The 21620-nt window shown below is 46.5% G+C and carries 16 protein-coding genes; 3 read left to right on the forward strand and 13 right to left on the reverse strand.

From position 1 onward, the window contains the following. Positions 1 to 62: 62 nt before the first annotated feature. The 10 genes from KKE17_13265 to KKE17_13310 all read right to left on the reverse strand — a co-directional run bounded on the left by KKE17_13265 (position 63) and on the right by KKE17_13310 (position 13184). The gene (locus KKE17_13265; GenBank protein MBU1710965.1) at positions 63 to 1529 is read right to left on the reverse strand and encodes a NapC/NirT family cytochrome c; all 1467 of its coding nucleotides are present in this window, start codon (positions 1527 to 1529) and stop codon (positions 63 to 65) included. A gap of 37 nt (positions 1530 to 1566) precedes the next feature. Then, a complete protein-coding gene (gene ftsH / locus KKE17_13270; protein ID MBU1710966.1) occupies positions 1567 to 3429 on the reverse strand; it encodes an ATP-dependent zinc metalloprotease FtsH in 1863 nt (620 codons plus the stop codon). Between the two features lie 987 nt (positions 3430 to 4416). Next, on the reverse strand, positions 4417 to 6150 hold the full coding sequence (locus tag KKE17_13275) for a diguanylate cyclase (protein MBU1710967.1): 1734 nt from the start codon (positions 6148 to 6150) through the stop codon (positions 4417 to 4419). A gap of 149 nt (positions 6151 to 6299) precedes the next feature. Continuing rightward, on the reverse strand, positions 6300 to 8471 hold the full coding sequence (locus KKE17_13280) for a U32 family peptidase (protein ID MBU1710968.1): 2172 nt from the start codon (positions 8469 to 8471) through the stop codon (positions 6300 to 6302). A 3-nt stretch (positions 8472 to 8474) separates the two neighbouring features. Further along, on the reverse strand, positions 8475 to 9158 hold the full coding sequence (locus KKE17_13285; protein MBU1710969.1) for a rhomboid family intramembrane serine protease: 684 nt from the start codon (positions 9156 to 9158) through the stop codon (positions 8475 to 8477). Positions 9159 to 9259: 101 nt separating this feature from the next. After that, positions 9260 to 10669, reverse strand: coding sequence for a sensor histidine kinase (locus KKE17_13290; protein MBU1710970.1), 1410 nt, complete (start codon positions 10667 to 10669; stop codon positions 9260 to 9262). Between the two features lie 8 nt (positions 10670 to 10677). Further along, entirely contained in the window at positions 10678 to 11220 is a 543-nt protein-coding gene (pyrR, locus tag KKE17_13295; protein ID MBU1710971.1) for a bifunctional pyr operon transcriptional regulator/uracil phosphoribosyltransferase PyrR, read from the reverse strand. Between the two features lie 132 nt (positions 11221 to 11352). Beyond that, positions 11353 to 11919 carry a phosphoribosylglycinamide formyltransferase gene (locus KKE17_13300; GenBank protein ID MBU1710972.1) on the reverse strand — a complete coding sequence of 189 codons (567 nt, stop codon included), beginning with the start codon at positions 11917 to 11919 and terminating at the stop codon, positions 11353 to 11355. A gap of 221 nt (positions 11920 to 12140) precedes the next feature. Continuing rightward, complete coding sequence (locus KKE17_13305) at positions 12141 to 12755, reverse strand: IMP cyclohydrolase (protein MBU1710973.1); 615 nt, start codon at positions 12753 to 12755, stop codon at positions 12141 to 12143. 36 nt (positions 12756 to 12791) lie between these two features. Further along, positions 12792 to 13184, reverse strand: coding sequence for an RNA-binding protein (locus KKE17_13310; GenBank protein MBU1710974.1), 393 nt, complete (start codon positions 13182 to 13184; stop codon positions 12792 to 12794). 185 nt (positions 13185 to 13369) lie between these two features. Between KKE17_13310 and KKE17_13315 the strand changes: the two genes are divergently transcribed. Further along, positions 13370 to 14107, forward strand: a complete 738-nt coding sequence (locus tag KKE17_13315) for a GTP cyclohydrolase I FolE2 (GenBank protein MBU1710975.1) — start codon at positions 13370 to 13372, stop codon at positions 14105 to 14107. 264 nt (positions 14108 to 14371) lie between these two features. Continuing rightward, complete coding sequence (locus tag KKE17_13320; protein MBU1710976.1) at positions 14372 to 14692, forward strand: cytochrome C; 321 nt, start codon at positions 14372 to 14374, stop codon at positions 14690 to 14692. A gap of 63 nt (positions 14693 to 14755) precedes the next feature. Here the strand turns inward: KKE17_13320 and KKE17_13325 are convergent, their stop codons facing one another. The 3 genes from KKE17_13325 to KKE17_13335 all read right to left on the reverse strand — a co-directional run bounded on the left by KKE17_13325 (position 14756) and on the right by KKE17_13335 (position 18404). Beyond that, entirely contained in the window at positions 14756 to 15529 is a 774-nt protein-coding gene (locus KKE17_13325) for a TIGR04219 family outer membrane beta-barrel protein (GenBank protein MBU1710977.1), read from the reverse strand. Positions 15530 to 15688: 159 nt separating this feature from the next. Next, positions 15689 to 16528, reverse strand: coding sequence for a hypothetical protein (locus tag KKE17_13330; GenBank protein MBU1710978.1), 840 nt, complete (start codon positions 16526 to 16528; stop codon positions 15689 to 15691). A 55-nt stretch (positions 16529 to 16583) separates the two neighbouring features. Continuing rightward, a complete protein-coding gene (locus tag KKE17_13335; GenBank protein MBU1710979.1) occupies positions 16584 to 18404 on the reverse strand; it encodes a HAMP domain-containing protein in 1821 nt (606 codons plus the stop codon). 317 nt (positions 18405 to 18721) lie between these two features. Between KKE17_13335 and KKE17_13340 the strand changes: the two genes are divergently transcribed. Continuing rightward, the gene (locus KKE17_13340) at positions 18722 to 21595 is read left to right on the forward strand and encodes a response regulator (protein ID MBU1710980.1); all 2874 of its coding nucleotides are present in this window, start codon (positions 18722 to 18724) and stop codon (positions 21593 to 21595) included. Positions 21596 to 21620: the final 25 nt, after the last annotated feature.

Genomic DNA, 21620 nt, shown 5'->3' on the forward strand with positions numbered 1-21620 from the left:
GGATTTGACAAAATTAACGGGTCAACTGCACAATAAATTATTTATAACATCGTCCGTCATTTTCATTCGGAACAGATCTGCAAAGCTTTACCCGCCGGCTTATTCTCTGCAAGAATAATATGGCATGACTCGCAATCAATGGTTATCACCTGACCGGATGCTGATTGCAATGATCCGTCGTGACATCGGAAACAACCGGCATTAGCACCCTTGTGGCCGATGAAATTCTTATAGCTTCCCCAGGAAATCTTCATTTCAGGGAAAACATTTTCAGCATAGGCCTTTTGAACCCCCCTTACAGACTTGGCAAGTATTGTTGCATCGCTTTCGACTATTTCAGGATAGTTGTTTTTATACCAGCTCATTAACTGGATGGCGATCATGTTACTTGCTTTCTCCGAAGTTTCATACTCCTGGGTGATTATCCTAAGCCCCTCCCGCTTGATAAACGGCAAATCCGTTGATATTTCCCCGCTTAAAAGCTTTTTATCCAGAGCCTCGTCCGGTGCAAGGAAAATATGGGTCGGCCGATTATGACAGTCCATGCAATCCATGATCCGGGTGCTGCCAGAGGCGTAAGAATACTCATCCGGAGAATTTTCCTCTGCACACACGGGATCTCTGGAGTAAATCGTTTCCATCCCCTTTTTATCCACAAGGGTTACTTTATAAATATCTTCACGCGCCTGATCGGCATGACTGTACTTGATGGTATTTTCCTGGGACACGTGCCAGTGAATGCCATGGGCCTTCTGGCCGCTGTACCCGCCGGAACCGACCTTCATGAGCAGAGCGGTCTGAACATGGGTATTTTTCTCATCGGGCAAAAATTTATCTTTAACATAAAGCTTATCGCCGTGAATCATTTCAGGCCGATGACACTCTTCACAGGTCTCCCTAAAGGGACGGAGACCGCCGATGGGGGTCTCTATGGGGCGGCTGTAAGTTTTCATGGCAACCGCGGCAAGCTGTTTCACCCCGGATATCTTAGAACGGGCAAACCATTGCGCCGCTTCTCCCAGATGACATTCAACACAGGGCACGCGGGAATGGGGTGAATTCTGATAAGTAATGAATTCAGGCCTCATGACTTCGTGACAGAATTGGGCGCAGAAACTTACTGACTCTGTGTAATGAAAGGCTGAATAGGAAAACATCACAACAACTAAAAAGGTCAGATTGATAATGACCGTGGTCAATAAAATGAGCCGCCGAACTCTGGTGAAACGTCCGGGTTTGGTAAATTGTTCTTTAAGATACTCAAAGGCATAAACACCGATTTCCTCGTCATTCTTACAAAATAACACTCCAAAAAGAACCAGTACCAGACCGAGCACAAACACCGGTCCCATGACCATATAGGTGAGAAAGCCGAAATAGGGATTTTTGATAAGCCCTTGCATATCGAGAGCTGCGGAGATCAACAGAAAAGGAAACATCATCACCGACATGATGGCGCCGATTACCGCAACTTTACTGCGGGCAATTCCATCGAATAAAATTCTCAGTATATCTCCGATTTTTGACACGTCATTCCCTGTTTATTAAGTTAGTCGGGCCGGTATATCAGACTTCAAAATTTTCCGTGACGATAGCCGGACAGGCATTGCCTTCTTCCCCTGTCGCCTTTTTTTCACGCATCCTTTTCTGCGTGCATTCAAAGATTATTTCCATTTCCTCCCTATCGAGCACTTCCTCTTTTAAGAGAATCTCCGCCAGATGCTCGAGAAAATCCTTTTCTCTTGAAAGAATGCTTTTGGCCTTCTCATAGCATGAATCAATCATACTTTTGATCTTGCCATCAATTCTCCTGGCGGTTTCCTCACTCATGGCGGCCATCATGCTGCCGCCGGAAAGGAATCCCTGGTCTCCCCTGGCCAGGGAAAGCGGGCCGATCACATCATCCATGCCCCACTTACAGATCATATTGGTCGCAATCTCCATGGCCTGCTGAAAATCATCTTCAGCGCCGGTGGTTTTCTGGTTAAGCGCCACTTCTTCTGCCGCGCGCCCTCCCATAAAAATAGTTATGCGATTCAAGAGATATTCCTTGGAATACACCTGACGGTCATGGAGCGGCATCTGCTGGGTATGACCCATGGCTCTGCCTCTGGGAATAATGGTGATTTTATGCAACGGGTCAGTCTCGGGGAGAAACCGTGCAAGAATCGCGTGCCCTGCTTCATGAATGGCAAGAGTCCTGCGGTCCTTTTCACCGATGACGAAATTCTTCCTTTCAACACCCATGAGCATGCGGTCCTTGGCTGCCTCAAAGTCGCTCATATCAATTGCGTCCTTTTCAGCACGACCCGCAATCAGCGCGGCTTCGTTCACCAGGCTTGCCAGTTCAGCTCCGGTAAAGCCGGGAGTGCTTCTTGCCAGATGCTCCAGGTCAAGGTTTTCCACCATCCGGATGCGCCGGGCATGTACTTCAATAATCTGCAGACGCCCCTTTACATCCGGAGGCAACACTGTGATCTGCCGGTCAAAACGCCTCGGTCTCAAGAGCGCCGTATCAAGAATATCCGGCCTGTTGGTCGCCGCAAGAACAATGACCGTTTCATCGGTGCCGAAGCCGTCCATTTCAACCAGCAATGCATTCAGGGTCTGACCGCGCTCATCCTGGCCTCCTCCTGCTGCGCCGCCGCCGCCACGATGGCCGCCCACCGCATCAATCTCGTCAATAAATATGATACAGGGGGCGTGTTTCTTGGCTTCGCGAAAAAGATCGCGCACCCGGGAAGCGCCGACACCGACAAACATTTCAACAAAATCGGAACCGCTGATACTGTAAAAAGGCACCCCGGCTTCACCGGCTATGGCACGGGCCAAAAGGGTTTTCCCGGTTCCGGGAGGCCCCTGAAATAAAATACCCTTGGGAATTATCGCTCCCAGCTTACTGTATTTCTTTGGCCTCTGAAGAAAATCTACTATTTCGAGGAGTTCTTCCTTTACCTCCGGAATCCCTGCAACATCCCGGAAGGTGACCTGCCCCTTAGATCCGGAAGAAAACTTGATAGCCTTATCTTTACCGAATTCCGACGACTCATCCTTTCGGCTTTGACGCCCTGCCACAAAGAACCAGATAATAAAAACTACCAGGATCGGAATACCGACCATTGCCAGATTTACGATAAAAGGAGTTTTGTCAGCTTCGCCGTATATAACGACATTTTTTTCAATAAACCGTGGAACAAGCGCCTGAACATCAGGGGCAAAAGTCGTTACTTTGCGTCCCGTCGCATCGGTAAGGATGATGGATCCGCCCTTGACATGGACCTCGACGACCTCTTTGCTGTCGAGCATCACAAGAAATTCATTATAGCTTAGCGACGGCAGTTTGTGCTCGAGGTTCCAAAACAGAGCGATGACACCCCCGACAATAACTATTATAAAAAAAACAAATAAACCTCGGATAAAAGTGCCCACTATCAGCCCTCTTCCTGATGAAAATATCCATCATTAAATGAATAATAAAACAACATTTTTATTAGTTCATTTATACTCCTGCAGGCTATAAATAGCAACAGAGCAGGAAAACTTTAGCCCGAATATTTCTTGTGTGATATCGATAGGTTTTTCAACTAATTGCATTTTCAAACAGTAACTTGCCCTGCAGCAAAATTTTTCAAAATCCAAATTGTCCGATACAGGTAACATGCTGATTCAGATCGAAATCACTCCCCGAAAGGCGGGCTGGTGAGTCCGAACCATCAGGGCATAAAAAAAGCCCGCGGCTCTTGATAATTGCACCGGGGCTTCTGACAAGCTTATTGTAATAAACGAAAAATATATTCCGTAACTGAGTATTCAAAAAAAAGACTAGTGCAGAGTCCCAGCCCCCGCCAAGTTAAGACTGGAACCCTGTCACTAAATCTTGCCGCCCTCAACTGGGCAGCCCTTCCTATGCCAAACAGAACCTGCGGTTACTGCTTAAGCCTCATTCATCACATCCCTAACACAGATCCGAACCAATTCCTGGCCAAATCAATCAATCCCCCGCCCAACATGGCACCTATAAGACATGCCAGACCCCATAAAAATACAAAGGTGGAAAACATCCCAAAAACAAGCAAACCGTCCCGGGATGTCCTTGCCATACCGTGTCCGGCCAAAAGGGGCCTGCCCGACTGAGACACTGCCTCCCTCTTTTTCACCGCGACTCTCGCTATAGCTTCAGGAGAATTTATTTCCATACCTCTACTTATCATTTTTCGAATATAACCGGCCCGAAACAATTGTCAATAAAAAAATCAAATAATATCAGCAAGTTACATTACATTTTGAATTGTCATGATTTAAGCAAAAAAAAGAGTCCAGGATTTAACAAAATCACGGACTCGGGTATTTCTTACAATGAAAACTTACAGGTCAGCATTAAGTCCCTGCGTCTCTTAGCTTTTTCTCACCGTTGTCTCATCTCATTTCCGGAAGGAACCTTTGAAATCGGTTCTTTCCATGGTTCTTGGCACTGTACATTGCAAGATCAGCACATTTAATAAGGTCATTTGGGTTATCACAGTCATCCGGAAAAATGGCGATTCCCACACTGGTGGTGATGCTTAACTCCTGACCATTAACAATAAAAGGCAGGTTTATGGCTCCGACAATTTTTTCGGCAATGAGCGAAGCCTCGCTGCTCTCCAAAAAACCAGGAAGAAGCACAATGAATTCATCGCCACCCATTCGCGCCACCGTATCACTTTTACGAAGTGTTTTCTGAAGCCGTCCACCAACTGACTGCAGAAGTTTATCCCCCACATCGTGGCCAAGGGAGTCATTAATCGTTTTAAATTCATCAAGATCAAGGAACATGACTGCGAATTTTTTCTTATCACGCAGGATGTGCGCCGCCTCATGGTTAATAAGATTGTGCAGTAAAGCCCTGTTGGGGAGACCGGTAAGAAAATCATGGGTCGCCATATGGGCAAGTTCATCTTCTGCTCGCTTTCTTTCAGTTATGTCATGCATCATGATGACAAAGCCGAAGAGTTCCTGATATCTGTCCCAAATCCCCGACACGCTTGAATGGATAAACCTGATATTTCCTTTGATTTTTTGCTCAATAACAAAGGATTCGCGCTTAAAAGTATCAAAGGTTTTTGTAATGTTGCCTTTATAGATAAGCTTACCGCTTTCTGAAATGACTATATTGTCAATATCTGTGCCGATAACCTTTTCAGCCTCAACACCGAGAAGACTTTCAGCGGCGGGATTGAAATAGACAATCACAAAATCAAGATTGACCGCAATCACCCCCATATCAACTGATGAATGAAGGATGTTTTCCAGATACACGGTGGTTTCCACCAGATCCCGTGAGATGCTCTCCAGCTTCATATCCTGCTGTTTGATGATCTGCTTGAGGGTATCAATATATTTTCCTTCAAGCTCTTTAATGATATCGGTCTGGGTTGTCAAACCACAAAGATGGCCGTCCTCATTGACGACAATCAGCCGGCGGATCCCATGCTGCTGCATGGATTTCGCCGCTTCGAGGACAGCGCTGCCCTCGGAAATGGTGATTAACGGCTTGCTCATCGCATCCAGAACTTTCATTTCATCCAGAGGTAGATTGTCCACCAGAAAACGGGCCATGTCCCTTTCAGTGAGGATTCCCACCGGAAAACCATTTTCAGTAACAATTGCGCAGCTCACTGCATTTTTGGCCATTTTGGAAAGGACTTGAGCAACCGAGTGATCCTTGGAGACGATAAAGAGATTTTTTGACATGATCCGGGAAATTTTTTTCATCTCAATGAAATATTCATACCCGAGATTCTCAATAATATTTGACTGGGTGACAATTCCTATGGCATCACCATGATTATTCACCACCACGAGATGCCGGATCTTGTGCAAGCTGAACAGACTGTAAGCATCATATACATCAAGATCGCTCTTGCCGGTTAACACCGGTGAACTCATAAGTTCCTTGATCTTGATCTTATTGAAATCATGTCCCTTTTCGGTTGCGTAGCGGACAATATTTCTTTCGGTGAAAATTCCCACCGGCTTCCTGTCTTCAAGAACAAGAATACAGCTCACATCTTTTTCCCGCATCACACGGATAGTTTCCTGGACCGTGGCGTCCGGGGCTACCCAGAATACCTCCGGGGTTATGAGATCATTTAAAAATTTTTTCTCCATAATGAGAATCCTGTTTGAACTTGAGGCCCTTGAGTAAAAGGGCCTAGACCCTGAATAAGTTACAACAACAGCTTAAGGTGTCCAGGCTTTTGCACCGGGATAATTTCTAACATATTTTTTGCATATTCTAATCTCTGAAATTAAATATCTCAATATAACTTGCCAAAATAATTAAAGGTGCTGAGCTTTTCCCTCATCGCGGAAGGGTTCCCAATCTTGCCGACAAGTGCGGTCAAGGCGCCTTTACGAAAGGCCATGTTGCTTATGTCAATCACCCCATAGCCGAGCCCCATGGAGTATATCTCGGAAAGAACCGGCAGCAGTGAAAAGGGTTTTTCAGCCAGAACAACGGTTTTCCCGAAAGATTTTTCAAGGACGAATTTCTCCCGCAAGGGACTTCTAAAAGCCTGGTTAAACTGAAAAAAACCTGCAAATGTCCTGGCCATACTCAATGGCGGTCTCCCGTAAATTGTCAGCCCGACATCAAGGGGCAACCTTTTCTTCAAAATACCTTCAAGGTTCTTTTTGTCGGTCTCAATGGAAAGCTGACAACCGCGAAGTCCGAACTCGGAAAGACTCGCCAGGGAAAAAAAGTTTAAAGCGTTCAAGGTATAGTCTCCGAAAACACTCACCTTGCTCTTATACGGATTAAAAAATTGGAGCTGACCAAGATGGCCGATCTGCCACGTCTTGAATCCCATGCTGATCAATTCGTTAATTGCCTGCGCAAAAAATTCAATATCCGCCTCATCGATGAGCGGCGGCAGGGACCAGACAACCGTTCGCCCATAAGATCTAAGCATTTTTTCCATTCGTTTGAACTGTGAAAAAGTTTCTCCGGTCAGCATCACAATCAGGCGGGCCGGCTTATCGGGAAGGTGCTGCCTGAGCTGCATAAGGTTGTCAATTTTCAGCCACCAGGGGACTCGACCGGCATCCAGGGTTTTGCTGCGGCGTGATTTCACAGGTCCTGATTTTCTTTGCTTGTCAGCGTCCCGCAGCTTCATCTGCCGCTTCACTTTGGCCCAAATAATCTCCCCTTTATGCCGGTGATTCAAGGCCTTTATCTTTTCATCAAAACGACCGGGCAGAATGCTCTTCTGCTTGCCTTCAAGGGCTCTTCTTTCCTTGGTATCCACCAGATACAGGCTGTCGCCCGGCGCCGCCTGCACTGGAAGTTCAATTAAAACCGTCTCCCCTTCTGAAGCGTTGTTGACCGCCTGCTGACCGGAATACATTTTTTTAACGGTAAAGGCCTTGCGCTCACCGGTTTTTTCAAAATGAAGTCTGACCCGGTCACCCACATTAAGCCCGTTTTTCAGGGCAATTGTTGCTTTTTCGCCGGAGGACTTCTCGACCTTGCCGATAAAATGACCGATATTGCCGGAATGCTCCGGCGACAGAATATCCTCTGGCTGGGGTCCTGAAAAATACCCGGAAGCCATCTTTCGGCTCATCGAATTATGCAACAGCCTGCCTGCTTCTTCCTTTGCGGCTGTATCTCCCTCCGGCGCATCCAGCATAATACGATAGGCTTTCACCACCGAACTCACATACTGTGCGCTTCTCATCCTGCCCTCTATCTTTATGGAAACAACCCCGGCTTTGGCCAGCTGCGGCAACAGATCAATGGCGTTTAAGTCATTCATTGAAAAAAGATATCCGGCCGGCTTGCCGCTTTTATCCCAGGTATAACGCCGCCTGCAAGGTTGAACGCACCAGCCCCGTAAACCACTTTTACCACCGAGATAGCTGCTGAAAAGACAAAGCCCTGAATAACTGAAGCACATTGCCCCATGGACAAAGACCTCAAGAGGAACCGATGTTGTTTGCCCAATCCGCGAAATCTCCTGGAGATTCAATTCCCGGGCCAGGACCACCCTGGAAAATCCCATTCGGGCGAATTGCCGGACAGAGATAGAATTATGGGCCGCCATAAGGGTGCTTGCATGAATTTTCAGGGTAGGAAAATATTTTGTTGCCAGATAATATATGCCGAGATCCTGCACAATAATCGCGTCAATCTTCAGGCTCTCAAAGAGCGCCAGGGTCTCAATTGCCTGAGGTATCTCCTCGTCTTTCATCAGACTGTTCATCGCTGCATACACTTTTACCCCGGATTTATGCCCGTGGGCGACCATTGCCGCAATCTCCTGCGGTGTAAACTGTTTTGCCTGCGCCCTGGCGTTGAGTGCCGGCGCCCCTATGTAAACCGCATCAGCACCCTGCTCCACCGCAACCTCAAAGACTTCCACGGTGCCTGCCGGCGCCAGAAGTTCCATTTGTGTGCCTGAGGGGTTTCTTCTTTTATTTGATGACATTATCTATTTTCTCCCGACTTTTCTTTTTGTGAAGAAATACACGAAAAACACCCCGGCTGCAAAACCGCCGATATGGGCCCAGAATGCTACCCCGCCCTCAACCAGGGAACCGAAGGTCAACAGATAGTACCCCTGTACAAACTGGATGAGAAACCAGATTCCCAGAAAAACAAATGCAGGGATCTCAACGAGATAGAAAAAAATCACAATGGGCACCAGGGTAAGAATTCTTGCCTTGGGATATAACAGCAAATACGCTCCGAGAACTCCTGCAATGGCTCCGCTTGCTCCAAGCATCGGCATCGCCGAGTTCGGCCCGGACCAGGCCTGGGCAACCACAGCCATGATCCCGCAGAGGATATAAAAGAAAAAATACCGCAGATGCCCCATGCGATCTTCGACATTATCCCCGAAAATCCACAGCATCCAGACATTGCCAAGGAGATGCATGAAATTCGCATGCAGAAACATTGAAGAAAATACCGGCACGAATCGCGAAACATCAACAATATTTCTTTCCTGAAGGTACAGAAATCTTGCCGGGATAAAACCGTACATCCTTACAAATTCTTCCAGTCCATGGCCAAGTTTCACCTCGTAGATAAAACAAAGCACATTGACCAGTATCAGCCAGAGATTAACCGCTGGAAAATGCTTTGCGGGAATATTATCCTTTAAGGGAAACATAGATGCTGGCTGACCGGTGGAGAGATACCAAAAGTTCGGAAGGCCGGATTAATAACTGATTTTATCAACTGGCCTGGGAGGCAGGGTCAACTGAATGCTTTTTACCCGAGCTGCTCCAGATCCGGAATACTCTGCCTGTCGATGCCCAGGGGCAAAATAAAGAAAAAGTTGTTTCCTTCCTCCGTTGGCTCATAGCCGACAACGCCGCCATGGATTTCTATAACATGTTTGACAAAAGACAATCCGTGCCCGGATCCGGGGGTGCCGTGACTTCCCATCCCCCTGAACCCTTCGGAATAAATCATCTTTGCATCCGATTCCCTTAAATGAGGTCCGGTGGAAAAGACATTGAATTTTATGCCATTCTTGCCGGGCCCGAAATAATCGGCCATGAACTCACGTCCATAAGCCACGGATTTTCTACTTAAACCGTGTTCACGGATAATCTCCTCGGTATACTTCACCGCATTTGAAAACAGGTTGGAATACACCTGGGCCAGCAGACCGACATCGGCGTTGAGCGGAATCTCTTCACCGATCATGTCCTTGGGCTTCTCGACTTCTATGCCGCGGGAATGAAAACGTTTGCAATAATACTCCAACTGCGGTGCGATTATTTCTTTTTCGATCAGACATTTTTTCGAACGCAAGACGAGATGCCCTTCTTCAAAATGTTCCCGTCTGAAAAGGCTTTCGAGAAAGAGGCTTATGGTGGCATGGTGGCCCATAAGCTCATTGTAGTTTTCTGCAAGATTTCTCCGCAGGAACTCCACTTCAGCCGCCACCTTATCGCATAGCGGCCCTGAAACCCCCTGATCTTCCTTAAAGGCATGTATGAGTATTCCAAGATTTTCAAGATCTAGTATCCTTTTTTTCAGCTGATTGAAGATATGCCTGAAATACATGTTCGGAACAATGACATTATGGTCAATGTCCCGTACCAGATTATTGATAAATTTAAGATGCCGGATATTCTGGTGGCCGACTATTCTGTTATGCAGATTATAGCCGATTCTGCCGGTGTATTTTTCAAAAAACAGGCGGTCAGCTTCGGTAAGTCGGGATTGGGGAAAAATCTCAAACATGCCCAGCACATGATTTTTTCCAGGCAGAAGAGGAGTAATATCTTCGGCATGGGCGCTTTTTCTGAAAACAGGAACAATATAGGAATCGGAATCCTGATAGGAACTGGACGCCAAACGAATATAATCCGGAACTTTGCTGCCTGCGGGACTCAGCCCTTCAATGCTGTCACAGACCAGTTTCAGTGTGACACCTGCCTCATCGGTCAAATACAGTCTGCTGTCTACCTGGAGAAAATCCTTGGGCACTGCAACGCAGATTCGATAAAAATCCTTTAAGGAATCAAATTCCTGGGCCAGATCAAAAAAGGTCTTGAGGATATCGTTTTTAATCGGGCTGAAGGCGTATTTCTTATAATCATCACGTTTCTGGTGGACGCGGCAGAAAATAATTTCAAGATCAGGGGGTATGTTATTACTGTTTGCCATGAAAATATTTATGCGTATTGTTCCAGGACAACTTCATTCTTGCCGCTGATTTCTTCCAGCAGAACATGGACATGTTCATTGGGACTGACAGTAATTTCCATGCCGGTAAAATCAGGACGGATAGGAAGTTCACGACCTCCCCGGTCAATGAGCGCCGCCAGTTGAATAAAACAGGGCCTGCCGAAATCCATTATTGCGTCCAGCGCTGCACGAATGGTGCGACCGGTAAAAATCACATCATCGACAAGAACCAGGGTAAAGCCTTCAACGGCAAAATTAATATCCGTCTTTTTCACCAGAGGACTCTGGCAGGCAAGGCTCCAGTCATCCCTGTACAAAGTAATATCAAGGCTGCCCACCGGCAACTCCACCTTTTCTCTGGCCTTGATTATTTTCTGCAGACGGTCGGCCAGGAAAACTCCACCGGTATGAATACCCACCAGCGCAATGTCCTTGACCCCGGTATTATGTTCCATGATCTGCAGGGCCATACGATTCAGGGCCCGGTCCATGTCCCGCGAATTCATTATTTTCTTTGTTGATTTTGCCATGGGTAATTTTTCCCTGCACACTTGAATTTAGCGTAAGATCAGAAGATAAAACGAAAAAATTTCATGCACGATGAATCAATCAAAAGTACCTGTGCGACAATAACCTGTCAAGAAAATTGCCGCGCCAGCATGTCATGGCCAGAAATGATCAATCCCCTTGGCGGCAACCAGATTAATCGCTTCCGGAAAAGCAATGCATTCCATATCAAAGACCTTGGCGGCAATATCTTTCGGCGTATCCTCTTCATCAAGGGGGACGCATTTCTGAACGACAATGGGGCCTTCGTCATACTCCTCATTGGCAAAATGCACTGTGCAGCCACTCACCTTTACGCCGCGCTCCTTGGCCGCCCGGTGTACACGCATCCCGTAAAATCCGTCGCCGCAAAAAGCAGGGATCAGCGACGGATGAATATTCAAAACAGCCTTTCTGAGTTGCAGAGGCGGCTCATAAAGCTTCAGATATCCGGCCAGGCAGATGAGATCAATATCGTAACCTTTGAGTATCTCGTTGGTTGCCTGGTTGTCTTTTGCATGAAAGGCAGGGTAGCCGTATTTTTTCGCCTTGGTGAGCCCCAATGCATCAGCAACATTGGAAATGACCACATCAATCGTCGCATTCAGCGTGCCCTTTTTAATGCGTTCATGAAAATTATCAAGGGTCCGGCCGGAGCCGGAAAGCAGGACCGCAAGTTTCATATCACTCTCCTGATGTATTATTTAATGTGGCTCTTACAATTCTCAGCGGTTTTATCAATTTCTGCAGGCCACTTACGTCCCGCCAGAATTTCGAAGCGATCAGTTCCACAAGGAGCGTGACAGTCAGTTACGCCCCGATGAAGCCGGTGCACATGAACCGGAAGAAATAGAAAAAACGACACGCCTTTTGGGGAACTCAGGATGCAATAGCCTAAAAACCCCTATTCAAAATAGGGGTCGTTATCCACATCGACCCTATCCAGCCAGGCGGAAATAGCCGTATCGTATTTGCTGGTAAGGGCAAAAACCTTGGCTGCAAGACGGAAACGGGTTTTGAGGGTGGTATTGCCGGTTGCCTTGATTTCAGCAAGGACCTGCGGGTAGTCCGCCGGATCCACAAGCACGGTGACATCATGGAAATTTTTTGCAGATGAGCGGATCATGGTCGGCCCGCCGATGTCGATATTTTCAATAGCGTGAGGAACGGTGCAACCCGGCTCAGCGGTGGCCTTGTCAAAGGCATAGAGATTCACCGCAATCAGGTCGATTGGTTTCAAGCCATGTGCTGCCATCTGTTTCTGGTGGTCAGGATTATCCCTCTGCGCCAGGATGCCGCCGTGAACCTTGGGATGCAGGGTTTTTACTCTGCCGTCCAGCATCTCTGGAAAGCCGGTGAATTCGGAGACATCCATGACCGTAAGCCCATGGTCACGAAGTTTTTTCGCGGTGCCGCCGGTTGAAAGAATCTCAACCCCCAGATCCTGCAATTCCCGGGCAAAACCCTCGATACCGGATTTGTCGGTCAAACTTATAAGTGCACGCTCTATTTTTTTCATTGGTAGTCCTCCATAAATTTATTCGTTCAAGATAATCTAATCTTTTCGCGTAAAACGTCTGATCAGTCTACGGTCCTTCTTCCCCGGACGTCCTTCCGGGCCGAAATTGCTGCCCGGTTTCAGCAGGCGCCGTTCTTCCCTTGTTGCCGCGCGGGCGGATATACTCTCCCCGGTCTCTTCATACATTTTTTGTGCAACAACCGCAGGCCCGCGCCGGCCTGAAAGTTCATGAACGATTACGATAAACTCGACCTCACCTCTCTGGATCCGCAGTTCATCACCGATACTGACGGTTTTTGCCGGTTTGATTCTGGCATTATTGCAATGCACCTTGCCGCCGGCAACCGCAATTGCCGCTAACGACCTGGTTTTAAAAAAACGGGCGGCCCACAACCATTTATCAATCCTGACCTTTATTTCTTCAGTCATCAGCTTTCTTAACGAGTAGTAACAATTTAAAAAATAATATTTACCACACTTGTTTCCTGAGAGCTATTATCCAATTATAAAAAAATGCCGCTCTTTCCAGCCTTGCAGAAATACAGTATACAATGCTAGAAAGTCTCAGGTAAAAAATTACATGACTAACTATATATGATAAAAAATATCACGCTATGAAACTCAAATCCGTTGGCATAAAAAATATCAGCTACCCGGTCCGGGTTCGAAGAAAAATCGGCGGCACCCAGGAAACCGTGGCAACAATCGCCATGCAGGCAAATATGCCCCGCCGGCAAAGGGAAAACTGCATCGCAACATTTATTACGGTTCTTAACAAGTACCAGAAAAACATCAGCGTCGATGAATTCCCGGCGCTTCTCAATGAAGTCAGTGAAAGTCTGCAGGCAGAATCATCAAAAATCGAAATGACCTTTCCGTATTTCATCGAAAAAAAGGCACCGGTAACCGGAACCAAAAGCCTGATGGAATATCAATGCCGTTTTACCGGAATCATGGGACCGGAAGAAGATTTCATTCTTTCCGTCTGGGTGCCGGTAACCACCCTTTGTCCCTGCTCCAAGGAAATCAGTGAAAGCGGCGCCCATAACCAGCGGGCTGAAGTGAATCTTAATGTGAAATTCAACGGCTTCATCTGGGTTGAGGATCTCATTTCCATGGTTGAATCCTGCGCCTCCTGCGAGGTCTTTTCCCTGCTCAAAAGGCCGGATGAAAAATTCGTCACCGAACAGGCGTTCAATAATCCGTTATTTGTAGAAGACGTGGTCCGCATCGTTGCTGAAAAAACCCTTGCTCATCCGGATATTCACTGGTTTTCAGTAAGCGTCGAAAGTTTTGAATCCATCCACAAACACAGCGCCTATGCCTATGTTGACAGCGACGAATTGAATTAATTCTGTGCAATAAATACAAAAACCTCCCCTGCCTAACATTTAATATTGACACGCATTAAAAACTTTCTTATGGTAACCACCCAGAGCCTGACTATCTAATTCTGCAAATCATTTTGAAGCCGAATCAGCTTGATTTCCCGAACTGACACTCTGGCTGCGCAGACATACAGCACATTTAGTCACATTAATGTCTCAATCCTGTGGAATAAATACCGGGGCTGCTTTGCCAACTTTTTATTAACTTTTATGTAACTGGAGGAAAAAATGAAAAAAAGAATTCTATTGGTTGCTGCTGCATTGATTATTCTGTCACCGGGTTTAAGCCTTGCCGAGACCTCGTCCATTGAACTTGGCAAACAACTGTTTAATGACCCGACTCTCGGCGGCTCGACAAACAGCAAAACCTGCAACTCGTGTCATGATAATGGCTCTGGCCTGGAAAAGTCTGGAGACAACCAGAATCTTGTCAAAATGATCAATAAATGTATCGAAGGACCTCTGGCGGGAAAAGCCATTGACGGCAGAACTGCGCCGATGCGGTCTTTAAAAATGTATATCCAGTCCCTGGGCAACCAACCGAACTAACAAAAAAAAGGGGGGCCGAATTGCTTCTGCCTCCCTTTCACTTCTTATTGACTTCTGATCTTCTTAGAAATCCAGGCCCACCTCGGCAAATGGACCGCTGAAGGTAAGATCAGCCTTAATATCTTTTTCGTCAATTTCGATCTGTTCATGCCGATATCCTCCGGCAATATACAATGACTTCATGGGCATTTTAAAGGGGTGGTACTTTACTCTGCCTATATAGTCAAAATAACTGTTGTCATCATAGGAAATCCCCCGCCCCTCCGCCTCGATGGCAAGCCATTTAAATGGCTGCACCCGCAAGCCGATATATACCATGGGCATGGGAATGGTCTGGCTGGTGGATTCGTCATAACTCCCCTGAGTTACCTGAGCAGACAGATCGATGATCCGCACGTTGATGCCGAATTCGGCGCTCAAACGGTCGCCGGTGAGGGTCTCAATAAAAGGGATGCCGTAGTACACCGCAACATCATAATGATCTAAAACCAGCTTCGAATAGAAATCAGTAGCTGCTGTGAATGCAGGTTGGTCACCAAATTTGAAATTTGCGCTTTTCTGGCCAGTGCCTTCAAATTCCATGGGTGTATACATCAGGTAGATATTGGGAAGAAAAAGCGGCAGATCGAATTTTGCCCGGACATAGCCGCGGAATTCATCGTCATATTTCGCATCATTCCCCAGATCAAGGTTATCGGCCTGGGTTATGGCTTTGTACCCGACATAACCGTCAGGGCTCTGCCCCCAACCCCCCACGGCAACTTCCACGCCAAGGGCTGAAGAAATATCCGGGGCAAGAAAAAGCAAAAAAACAAATATACATGCTATGCGTTTCATCGGCAGAACCTCCATTTTAGAAATGTTAGCAATAAAACCAGATCGACCTGCGTGAAAAGTATAATTTACATGATAACATATCCGCTACATGAATAGAACAATGAAAAGGGACATGGTCGTAAGCCCTTGGCAGTTTCACCTAAGATGAATGGCAGTGCGTTACTCTTTTTTCCCGGCGGGGTCATATCCGTCTTTCTTCCACTGAAGCACACCTTTTTTCAGAAAATAATAATCGGTGATCCCTTCCTTCTCAAAGTAATACTGCACCCACTCAACCTGCTTCCCGACATTATCCAGGATAAGGATTCCACTGCGCGGCACGGCTATACTCTGTTTTTCAATCAGACTGATCAGCAGGTCTACGGTCAGTTGCTTCATTTTCGGAAACCGGATGGGTGATTCGCTTCTTTCATTGGGCTCTCTGAGGTCGATAATCGTGTACTTACCGCTGTTGGCTTTATCAATGAAATGCTCGGTAGCCAGCTGTTTCCGGTTGAAATCCTCTTTGCTGATCAACGAAGTTTTCAAGGTTTCGCGGGTCATAGGCCTGCCGAAAAAATCAGTTTTTCCCGGATGATTCTGAACCCAGTAAAAAATGCCGGCATCATAAATTCTGACATTGGCAAATCCCCACTCGGTGGCCCTGGCCCCGGCCTTATAACTGTTTGAACATGTGGTGTCGTTACTGTAGAAAACAAGAGGTGTACTGCTTTTTTTCTCACGAAGCGCCAGCAGGTCTTTTTCCCGCAGCCTGTCCACCGGAATATTTCCGGCGCCGTTCATGTGGATTACCTTGTATTCCCTGGCATCGCGTGAATCTACGATAATTGCGTCGTTATAGATTAAAGCAAGCTCTTCAGTCTCAATGGGCGAGAGATCTCTGTACTTCACCCGGAATGGGAACTCCAGTTCGGCAGCCGCTGTCAGGCTTGCACCTGAAAGCAATAATCCTGCAGCCAGAACCGGATAGAGCAATTTTCTCAACAACATCTTTGACATTACCAAACCTCCTGTAATTGTGTGATACTTGGAGTCAGAATTCTGTAAGACTTTTTCAGGAAAAATTCTTGAAATCAAGAAACGGCAGGCCATCGGTTACCTGTATATAGAATTTACATTGCTTGCAGTCGGTGATTTTCTGGGCAAAGGTGCCCTGCACTTTACCAGCACACAAGGTTCCGGCAACAACCCAGCACACCCTGCCGTAATGCGGGTATGAGGGGCATTTGAGTTCACTGTTTTTATCTCGGCCGCATTGCATGAATTCCCAGCACGGGATTTTTCCATCATCCTCCCTGCTCTGATACGGGAAATAAAGACTTACTTCCATGCCGCCCTCTTTTCTGTTTCCTGCCCGGATAGAGCCGCCATGCTCCTCCACAATTTTTTTGCTGATCGATAACCCAAGGCCGGTGCCCTGGCCGGCTTTTTTCGTTGTGTAAAAGGGCTCAAAAATCAAACCGAGAAACTCTGTATTCACCCCGGGTCCGCTATCTGAAACATGAACCGCAAGACAAACCACATGATGTATTTCTTCGGAAGTGACTTCAATCGAGAGAGTTCCTCCATCGGGCATGGCATCCATTGCATTTGAAATCAGGTTGATTACCGCCTGTCTGACCTGTTCGGCGTCGATCATCACGGTAAGATCAGTGTTGTTTTTATAATCAACTGCAATATTCAATTCTTCAAGCATTTCACGAAAGAGATTTACCGCATCATTTACGACACTGTCGAGGCTATGCCGTTCAAATGTCATTTTCGGCTCCCAGGAAAAAACCAGAACGTCCCTGAGAATTCTTTCAAGCCTTTCGGCTTCGGAAACAACAATCTCGGCATAGGCTTCCTGTTTTTCCGAAGAGGCAAGCTTCAACAATCTCCTGCCGAAACCGCCGAGGGCCGAAAGAGGATTTCGAATCTGGTGCGCAATGTCCGCAGTCAAACGCCCGAGGGCCGCCATTTTCTCTGCCTGCACGAGCTTGTCCTGGGTTTTTCTGATTTCCGAGGTTTTCTTCTCAACTTCTTCTTCCAGTCGCTGCGTCCATTGTTCCATTTTCTTTCTTGCGACGCTTAATTCGTGGCTCATATCATTAAATGCCAGGGCAAGGCGGCCAATTTCATCTTTGGAAGACAATTCCACCCTGTGCGAAAGATCCCCTTCTGAAACACTTTTCATCCCCTTGGAGAGCGCACCCACCGGTTTAAGAATAATTTTCCAGAGGATGAGAGAAATCAAGCCGGCAATCAGCGCAATAAAAAGAAAAATGTAGACAGAGGTCTTGATCGTCTGTTTTTTAATCCTGTCATCATAGGACTGGAGGGAAAAATCGGTCATCATCAAGCCGAGCACCTTATCCTGTTCATCGTGAAAATGGCAGGAAGCAGTATAACACGCGGTATCGTTGGCGATGGGTTCGACATAAGTCAACAGTCGGGAACCATCCTCCTGATGAACGACCCACTGCTTGTGACCGGAAACCGGCAACCGCACTTCATCCGACTCCGGATGGCATTGTCGGCAGGTGCTGCTTATTTTTTCCAATGTGAAACCGATTTCATTTTCCAACGAAGAATAGGCAATCTTCCCGTCAGGCCTGATTATTCGGACATTATCTATTATTTCGGAGCTTGAAATGACCTCTATGGCCTTCTGTAGCGCCTCAACGCTTCCTAAAAGCATATCGCGACTGAGGCTCATGCTTACCATTTCGGAAGATGATTTCACATATGCCTGCGCATCCTCCATAAGATGCTTTTCTTCTTCTTTGATAATTGTGAACCAGAAGATAAAAGAGCCGACACCGATAATCAGGCTTACTGCTGTTACCAGTTTAGAAGTAAGAGATTTGTTGGCAGAAAAAAGAGTAAATGGCATTTTTTAGACAAAACCACTCGTGTATGGTAAATTTGTTTAACAGTTTGAGAATAATTTCTTTATAAGGTTAACAAGTGCGGTATCTACTGCTAAGCCGATGACGTTGGCATATAAACTCTACTCCGGTGCTTCCCGATACAATGTAACTCCAAGCCTGCATGAAAACAGTAATTAATACCTTGCCGTACCTTTTTTGTAAAACGGACAGCACTGGAAAGTCAAGCGAAGTTATTTTTATAACGAATTAAAATAATTACATATCTCTGGTCAATCAAAATTGACAACCACCGCCAAACTAACAATAGAATTGAAGATTAATGAGTATTCGCAATAAATTAATACTCGGTTTTTTTCTCATTGCACTCCTTACCGTGGTCATAGGATTTATAGGTCACGGGATGACCCGACTCATCCAGGATGAGTTCAGCAATGTTGCAAACGAAACCATGCCGGTCATCGAGGCTTTGGAAAATCTTCGTTTTGCAGGCCTCAGAATTGTTACATCGACAGTGGAATACGCTTTTTTCAACTCTGAAAAAGAAGCGCTGCTCAAATCAACCGGCTTCACTTCCACACGCCAATCTCGATTAGATAACGACCTCTATTTCGATGCCATGAAACTGATCATCGAGGGCAAAGAACAGTATTACATTGCCTTTGATCATTATGCTCAACTGATCACAACCCTTCACCCGGACAAAGCCAGCTACCTGAGGTTTATCGACAACACCGGTCAAAGGCTGCTTGAAATCAGCGATATCATCCTTGAAATGAAGGCAAGCGGCATAACAGGTGAAGAAATACTAAAAATAAAAGAAGAATTTGACAAGAGCGAACGGCTTTTCCTGAACTCGATAAACAGCGTATTAGAGCAAGAAAAGAAAATATTCCAACATAGGAAAAAAACACTCCTCGATTCAATTTCCCAATCCTTGACAACTATCTTTATCGTAAGTTTCCTGTCGTTTATTTTCGCGATAATTGCCGGAATAATTATTTCACGAAAAATTTCTCGGCCCATTACCGTGCTAAAAGACGCCGCTTCCAACATAGGGGAAGGAAATCTTAATGTCACTCTCCCGCCGCCCACCAAAGACGAAATCGGTGAACTCACAACCGGCTTTGCCAGAATGGCGAAGAACCTCAGTCTATACCGCGATGAATTGATAAACTCGGCGTCTTATACTGAAAATATCATAAAATCAATGATCAATGCTTTGCTGATCATCACCAGGGACGGACGAATAACAAGGGTGAATACAGCGTTATGCACCATGCTGGGATATCAGGAGGATGAGCTCTTGGGACACACCGTTGAAAAGATTCTCAGCCCCAATGAACGCTCGGGCTTTGCCAATACCCTGTGGAGCATTGTTTTTGAAAAAAATGAAGTAAGCAGCATCGAGACCTCATTCCTGACCAAGGACAACCACGAGATTCCGGTTCTTTTTTCAGCCTCGCCGGTGAATAACGAAAAAACCGACCGGATCGAAGAAGTTGTCTGCTCAGCTCTTGACATTACTGAAAGGAAAAAAGTTGTGGATGAACTGCAGAAGGCCAAAGAAGCGGCCGAAGCAGCCAACATTGCCAAAGGTCATTTTCTTGCTAACATGAGCCATGAAATACGTACACCGATGAATGGCATCATGGGTATGACCGATCTCGTCCTGCAAACCAAACTTAACGATGAACAGCGGGATTTCCTGCTCATGGCCAGAGCATCTTCCGAATCGCTGCTCGGCATAATCAACGAAATTCTTGATTATTCAAAAATAGAAGCGGGCAAACTTGAAATTGAAGCAATTGATTTCAGCCTGTCACATCTCGTTGAAAGAACGACAAAGGACTTTGCCCTGCAAGCCCACACCAAAAAAATTGAACTTATCTGCCACATTCCACAGGACATTCATGACGGACTGATCGGCGACCCCGGCAGAATTCGCCAGGTCCTTACCAATCTCATCGGCAATGCCGTAAAATTTGTTGAAAAAGGCGAAGTGGTTGTGCGGGTTGAAAAAGAAAGCGAAAAAGAGGATTCGATCTATCTTTCTTTTTCGGTACACGACACCGGGATCGGCATTAAAACTGAAAGGATCGAGAGCCTTTTTGAAAGCTTCACCCAGGCCGATGCTTCCAGCACCAGAAAATACGGCGGCACCGGCCTCGGACTCACTATTTCCCGACAGCTCATTGAACTCATGGGCGGCACCATCTGGGTTGAAAGTGACGTGGGCAAAGGAAGCACTTTTTATTTTTCACTGACCTTCAGAAAACAAAAAGGCTCGGCAACCCCTGTTTATATTAAACCTCCTAATATCAGCGGCATGCGCGTCCTGGTAATTGATGACAATACCACAAACCGTCTCATCCTGACGGAAATGCTCACCAACTGGGGGATGAGTCCTGATGCGGTTTCCTCTGGGAAAGAAGGGTTCGCGACCCTCAAAAAAGAGGCCACGGGCAATAATCCATATCGTCTGTTGATTCTGGATTTTCAAATGCCGGACATGGACGGTTTTGCAGTGACCCAGCTCATAAAAAACGAACCGTGTCTTGCCGGTCTGACGCTTGTCATCCTCACTTCCATGGGTGTCAAGGGAGATGGAGCCCGTTGCCGGGAGTTGGGTGTTGACGCATATCTGCCCAAGCCTTTTGGCCAGTCCGAGCTCTTTGATATGATCATGAAGAGCCTCAGCGACCACTCCGCCTTAAACAGAGATCTTATAACACGGCATATGCTGAGAGAAGAGCGCGCAATAATCAGAGGCAAACTCAGCATGGGCAGCAGAAAACAGCACCCCCTTGAAGGGATTCAATTAAGTGTCCTGGTAGCCGAAGACAACCCCATAAACCAGAAACTTGCCCAGGCGCTGCTCAAGAAGAATGGTTGGGATGTATACAGTGCGGTAAACGGCAGGCTTGCCGTGGAAGCCACGGAGAAAAACAAATTTGATCTGATTCTGATGGATGTTCAAATGCCTGAAATGGACGGCCTTGAGGCAACCCGTCTTATCCGTGAAAAGGAGAAAGGCTCGGGTGGTCACCTGCCGATTATTGCATTAACCGCAAATGCCATGAAAGGTGATCGTGAAAAATGTCTGGCGGCAGGCATGGATGACTATCTTGCCAAACCCATCACTTCAAAAAAACTCAATGAAATTATTGAACGGGTGCTGATTAACATCAATTAGACCACAACAGCATATTTTACCAACA

Source organism: Pseudomonadota bacterium (assembly GCA_018823135.1).
In the GTDB taxonomy this organism is placed as follows: domain Bacteria; phylum Desulfobacterota; class Desulfobulbia; order Desulfobulbales; family CALZHT01; genus JAHJJF01.

Bases quoted from the DNA above. Each gene is read 5' to 3' on its own strand.
- KKE17_13330 (MBU1710978.1), bottom strand. From the start codon at position 16,528: ATGTCAAAGATGTTGTTGAGAAAATTGCTCTATCCGGTTCTGGCTGCA.
- KKE17_13305 (MBU1710973.1), bottom strand. From the start codon at position 12,755: ATGAAAAAAATAGAGCGTGCACTTATAAGTTTGACCGACAAATCCGGT.
- KKE17_13300 (MBU1710972.1), bottom strand. From the start codon at position 11,919: ATGAAACTTGCGGTCCTGCTTTCCGGCTCCGGCCGGACCCTTGATAAT.
- KKE17_13310 (MBU1710974.1), bottom strand. From the start codon at position 13,184: ATGACTGAAGAAATAAAGGTCAGGATTGATAAATGGTTGTGGGCCGCC.
- KKE17_13280 (MBU1710968.1), bottom strand. From the start codon at position 8,471: ATGTCATCAAATAAAAGAAGAAACCCCTCAGGCACACAAATGGAACTT.
- KKE17_13325 (MBU1710977.1), bottom strand. From the start codon at position 15,529: ATGAAACGCATAGCATGTATATTTGTTTTTTTGCTTTTTCTTGCCCCG.
- KKE17_13285 (MBU1710969.1), bottom strand. From the start codon at position 9,158: ATGTTTCCCTTAAAGGATAATATTCCCGCAAAGCATTTTCCAGCGGTT.
- KKE17_13290 (MBU1710970.1), bottom strand. From the start codon at position 10,669: ATGGCAAACAGTAATAACATACCCCCTGATCTTGAAATTATTTTCTGC.
- pyrR (MBU1710971.1), bottom strand. From the start codon at position 11,220: ATGGCAAAATCAACAAAGAAAATAATGAATTCGCGGGACATGGACCGG.
- KKE17_13315 (MBU1710975.1), top strand. From the start codon at position 13,370: ATGAAACTCAAATCCGTTGGCATAAAAAATATCAGCTACCCGGTCCGG.
- KKE17_13275 (MBU1710967.1), bottom strand. From the start codon at position 6,150: ATGGAGAAAAAATTTTTAAATGATCTCATAACCCCGGAGGTATTCTGG.
- KKE17_13335 (MBU1710979.1), bottom strand. From the start codon at position 18,404: ATGCCATTTACTCTTTTTTCTGCCAACAAATCTCTTACTTCTAAACTG.
- KKE17_13340 (MBU1710980.1), top strand. From the start codon at position 18,722: ATGAGTATTCGCAATAAATTAATACTCGGTTTTTTTCTCATTGCACTC.
- KKE17_13320 (MBU1710976.1), top strand. From the start codon at position 14,372: ATGAAAAAAAGAATTCTATTGGTTGCTGCTGCATTGATTATTCTGTCA.